The sequence below is a fragment of the Nonomuraea sp. NPDC003201 genome, assembly GCF_053590415.1.
The window spans coordinates 1-4,648 of sequence record NZ_JBSFTC010000543.1 but is presented as its reverse complement, the minus strand read 5'-3'; the positions used below and the strand labels follow the sequence as shown (position 1 = coordinate 4,648).

4 protein-coding genes are annotated in these 4,648 nt (G+C 73.1%); 2 read left to right on the top strand and 2 right to left on the bottom strand.

All coding sequences use genetic code 11. The annotated features are described in order from the left end of the window. A partial coding sequence (locus ACWDX9_RS60255) for a hypothetical protein (protein ID WP_449972889.1) occupies positions 1 to 187 on the bottom strand: 187 nt, incomplete at its 3' end. Then, positions 184 to 1,344 (bottom strand): pyridoxal-phosphate-dependent aminotransferase family protein, encoded by a 1,161-nt coding sequence (locus ACWDX9_RS60250; protein ID WP_449972887.1) that lies wholly within the window; start codon positions 1,342 to 1,344, stop codon positions 184 to 186. The genes ACWDX9_RS60255 and ACWDX9_RS60250, both read right to left, overlap by 4 nt. Before the next feature lie 182 nt (positions 1,345 to 1,526). Between ACWDX9_RS60250 and ACWDX9_RS60245 the strand changes: the two genes are divergently transcribed. Together ACWDX9_RS60245 and ACWDX9_RS60240 are read left to right on the top strand one after the other, a co-directional pair. Further along, positions 1,527 to 2,237 (top strand): IclR family transcriptional regulator, encoded by a 711-nt coding sequence (locus tag ACWDX9_RS60245; protein WP_449972885.1) that lies wholly within the window; start codon positions 1,527 to 1,529, stop codon positions 2,235 to 2,237. 212 nt (positions 2,238 to 2,449) lie between these two features. Continuing rightward, a partial coding sequence (locus ACWDX9_RS60240) for a beta-xylosidase/alpha-l-arabinosidase (RefSeq protein ID WP_449972883.1) occupies positions 2,450 to 4,648 on the top strand: 2,199 nt, incomplete at its 3' end.

Genomic DNA, 4,648 nt, shown 5'->3' with positions numbered 1-4,648 from the left:
GCACCGGCACCCCCAGCTCGCCGCAGGCCGCGACCAGCGCCTGGACGTCGCCGGCGTGCCGGGGGAAGGCGACGGCGAGCGGCTCGATGGCGTACATGCTGGCGTCGGAGGAGTACAGATGCCTGGTGTACGGATCGTCCCTGACGTCTCCTTCGAGCAGCCGGGACAGGGTCCGGGCCAGGGTCATTCGGCCCCCTCCAGGTAGGCCAGCGCGGCGCGCGTCCCGCCTTCCTTGATCGGCACCCCGGCCGCGCTCAGCCCCATCTCGACGCCGCTCAGCGTGCCGGCCAGCGTCAGGTCGTTGAAGTGGCCGAGGTGGCCGATCCGGAAGACGCGCCCGGCGAGCCGCCCGAGCCCGGTGCCGAGCGACATGTCGTACCGATCGAGGATGAGCTTCCTGACCGCGTCGGCGTCGTGCCCGTCCGGCATCAGCACCGCGGTGAGCGAGCTCGAGTGCTCCCGCTCGTCGGCGCAGAGCACCTCGAGCCCCCACGCCCGTACGGCGCGCCGCGTCGCCTCCGCGTGCCGGTCGTGGCGGCGGAAGACCTCGGCCAGCCCCTCCTCCTCCAGCAGCATGACGAGCGCCTCGCGCAGCCCGTAGAGCAGGTTGGTCGGCGGCGTGTACGGGAAGAAGCCGCCGCGGTTGGCCGCGATGATCGGCTCCCAGTCCCAGTACGAGCGGGGCAGCCGCCCCCGGTGGGCCAGCGCCTTCGGGCTGACCGCGTTGAGCCCGATGCCGGGCGGCAGCATGAGCCCCTTCTGCGAGCAGCCGACGGTCACGTCCACGCCCCATTCGTCGTGGCGGTAGTCCATCGAGCCCAGCGACGAGATCGTGTCCACCAGCAGCAGCGGGGAGTGCCCGGTCCGGTCGACGGCCGCGCGGATCTCCGGGATCCGGCTGCGCACGCCGGTCGAGGTCTCGTTGTGCACGACCATGACGGCGGCGTGCTCGGCGGTGAGGCGGCCGGCGATCGCGTCGGGGTCGGCGCCGTGCCGCCAGTCGCCGGGCACCAGGTCCACGACCAGCCCCAGCCGGGCGGCCATCTCGCACCACAGCGCGGAGAAGTGCCCGGTCTCGTACGCCAGCACCCTGTCCCCGGGCGAGAGGGTGTTGACCAGCGCCGCCTCCCAAGCGCCCGTCCCCGACGACGGGTAGACGATCACGTGGTGGCGGGTCCGGAAGACCGCCTTCAGCCGCTCCAGGACCTCGCCGGCCAGGCGGGCGAAGGCGGGGCCGCGGTGATCGACGGTGGGCTGGGCGATGGCGCGCAGCACCCGGTCGGGAACGTTGGTCGGTCCTGGGATCTGCAGGAAATGACGCCCCACGTTACGCGCCTCCCTCATGGCGATCCTTCGGATCGCGGTTCGGTCGCTGGGGTCCTGTGTCTTCCCTCGTCTCTCCGGTCGCTTCGCTCCCCGCGTTCCTCGGTCCAGACACAGGCGCTCCTCACGCGTGCCGTGTCACGGCACGGCGTGCCGTGTTGCGGTTCACTAACATTAAGATCGGTCCGCAGAGGAGTCAATGGATGCAGAACGTGATCAACGCCCTCCGGGTGCTCGAAGAGGTCGCCGCCCGCCAGCCCGCCGGAGTCGGGGAGCTGGCCCGGGAGCTGGGCCTGCCCAAGAGCACGGTGCAGCGCTCGCTGAGGACGCTGCACGAGGCCGGGTGGATCAGGCCCGCCGCGGGCGAGGTCACGCGCTGGCAGGTGACGAGCAAGGCGCTCCAGGTCGGCCGCAGGACGGAGCTGGGCCTGCGGGACGCGGCGATGCCGGTCATGGAGCAGTTGCGGCAGCGCACCGGGGAGACGATCCACCTGATGGTGCCGGAGGGCGACGCGGTCGTCCTGATCGAGCGGCTGGAGACCGACAAGCCGCTGCGCATCGTGCTGCCGCTCGGCATCAGGCTCCCGCTGCACGCCTCGGCCAACGGCAAGGCCGTGCTCGCGCACAGGTCCGCCCCGCTGCCGGAGCTCGTGTCGTACACGGACACGACGATCATCGACCCCGAGGCACTGGCCGCCGAGCTGGCCGCGGTCCGGGCCCGGGGTTACGCGGACAACCGCGGTGAGTGGCGCTCCGACATCGCGGCCGTCGCCGCCGCCGTGCTGGGCCCGGACGGCCCGGTCGCCAGTCTCAGCGTCTCCACCCCCGCCAGCCGCATGCCGGAGGAACTGCGCGGGGAGTACGGCAAGTTGGTCACCCAGGCGGCCCGCACTCTGACGGACTCCCTGACCTGAGCGTGGCTGAACGGCAACTTGTCATCTGAGCATCCGGAAACTTTCTGGAAATGCGGGCGTCGAATGCTGGCCTGACGCTGCGGTGATCAGCACGAATATAACAGTTTGCACCCTCTTGACACGCCGAAACCTGGACCCATAAGTTGCCGCAATATTAACGGGAATTCCTCGAAAGTTTCGGCAGCAGGCCGGCTGAGAGCCGAAAGGGTGGCATGAAGGGCCAGGTACCAATCGACAAGTGGCGGGACACGCGGCTGACGGCCGCCGAGCGGGCCGAGGTGCTCATCCCGCTCATGACGCTGGAGGAGAAGATCGCCCAGCTCGTGGGCGTCTGGGTCGGCGCCGACGCGTCAGGGGGAGGCGTCGCCCCGCACCAGGCCGACATGGCGGGCGTGGAGTGGAGCGACGTCATCGCCCACGGGCTGGGCCAGCTGACCCGCCCGTTCGGCACGGCGCCGGTCGATCCCGTCGCCGGCGCTCGCTCGCTGGCCGCCTCGCAGGCCCAGATCGTGGCCGCCAGCAGGTTCGGGATCCCGGCCCAGGTCCACGAGGAGTGCCTGACCGGCTTCGCCGCCTGGCGGGCGACGGTGTACCCGGCGCCGCTGGGCTGGGGCGCCTCCTTCGACCCCGAGCTGATCGAGGAGGTGGCCGGGCAGATCGGCCGGTCCATGCGGGCCACCGGCGTCCACCAGGGCCTGGCCCCGGTCCTCGACGTCACCCGCGACTACCGCTGGGGCCGCACCGAGGAGACGATCGGCGAGGACCCCTACCTGGTCGGGACGGTCGGCGCGGCCTACGTGCGCGGGCTTGAAGGTGCGGGCCTCGTCGCCACCCTGAAGCACTTCGCCGGCTACTCCGCCTCCCGGGGCGGCCGCAACCTCGCCCCCGCCCACATGGGAGGCAGGGAACTGGCGGACGTGATCCTGCCGCCGTTCGAGATGGCCCTGCGCCTGGGCGGCGCCCGGTCGGTGATGAACTCCTACGCCGAGATCGACGGTGTCCCCGTCGCGGCCGACGAGGAGCTGCTGACCGGGCTGCTGCGCGAGGAGTGGGGGTTCGCGGGCACGGTGGTCGCCGACTACTTCTCCATCCGCTTCCTGCACAAGCTGCACGGCGTCGCGGCGGAGGCCGCGGACGCGGCCGGGCTCGCGCTGCGGGCCGGGATCGACGTCGAGCTGCCCACGGTGGACACCTTCGGCCCCCCGCTGATCGAGGCCGTGAAGTCGGGACAGGTGGACGAGGCGCTCATCGACCGCGCGCTGGCCCGGGTGCTGGCGCAGAAGGCCGAGCTGGGGCTGCTCGACGAGGACTGGCGGCCGCTGCCCGGCGACGCCGCCGACGTGCGGCTCGACGACGAGGAGAGCCAGGAGCTCGCCCTGCGCCTGGCGCGCGAGTCGATCGTGCTGGTGCGCAACACCGGCGGCGTCCTGCCGCTCGCGCCGGGCCGGCGGGTGGCGCTCGTGGGGCCGGTGGCCGACGACCCGATGGCGATGCTCGGCTGCTACGCCTTCCCCGCGCACGTGGGCCCGCATCCCGAGCACGGGCTCGGGCTCGACCTCCCGTCGCTGCGCGAGGCGCTCGGCGCGCTGGTCCCCGATCTCGCGTACGAGCCGGGCTGCGAGATCACCGGCGACGACACCTCCGGGATCGCGGCGGCCGTCGCCGCGGCGGCGGACAGCGACGTGTGCGTGCTGGCCGTCGGCGACCGGGCGGGGCTGTTCGGGCGCGGCACCTCCGGCGAGGGGTGCGACGCCGCCGACCTGCGCCTGCCGGGCGTGCAGTCCGAGCTGGTCCGGGCGGTGCTCGCGACCGGCACCCCGGTGGTCCTGGTGCTGCTGGCCGGGCGGCCGTACGCGCTGGGCCCGGAGTTCGACGCGGCCGCGGCCGTCGTCTACGGCTTCTTCCCCGGCCAGCGGGGCGGCCAGGCGCTGGCGGAGGTGCTCACCGGCGCCGTCAACCCGACCGGCCGGCTGCCGGTCAGCGTGCCGCGCGACGCCGGCGGCCTGCCCGCCACCTATCTGTCGCCGTGGCTCGGGCGCCGTACGGAGGTGTCGTCGGTGGACCCGACGCCCGCGTACTCGTTCGGGCACGGGCTGAGCTACACCACGTTCGAGTGGGAGCTCCTGGACACGGGCGCGGCCGAGTGGCCGGTGGACGGCGAGGTCACCGTCGGGGTGAGCGTCCGCAACACCGGATCGCGGGCCGGCGCCGAGGTCGTCCAGCTCTACCTGCACGACCCGGTCGCGCAGACCACCAGGCCGGTGGTGCGGCTGGTCGGCTACGCCCGCGTCCCGCTGGAGGCCGGGCAGGCCGCCCGCGTGGAGTTCACCGTCCCGGCCGACGCCGCGTCGTTCACCGGCGTGCGCGGCCGGCGCATCGTCGAGCCCGGCGACGTCGAGCTGCGCTTCGCG

Bases quoted from the DNA above. Each gene is read 5' to 3' on its own strand.
- ACWDX9_RS60245 (WP_449972885.1), top strand. From the start codon at position 1,527: ATGCAGAACGTGATCAACGCCCTCCGGGTGCTCGAAGAGGTCGCCGCC.
- ACWDX9_RS60250 (WP_449972887.1), bottom strand. From the start codon at position 1,344: ATGAGGGAGGCGCGTAACGTGGGGCGTCATTTCCTGCAGATCCCAGGA.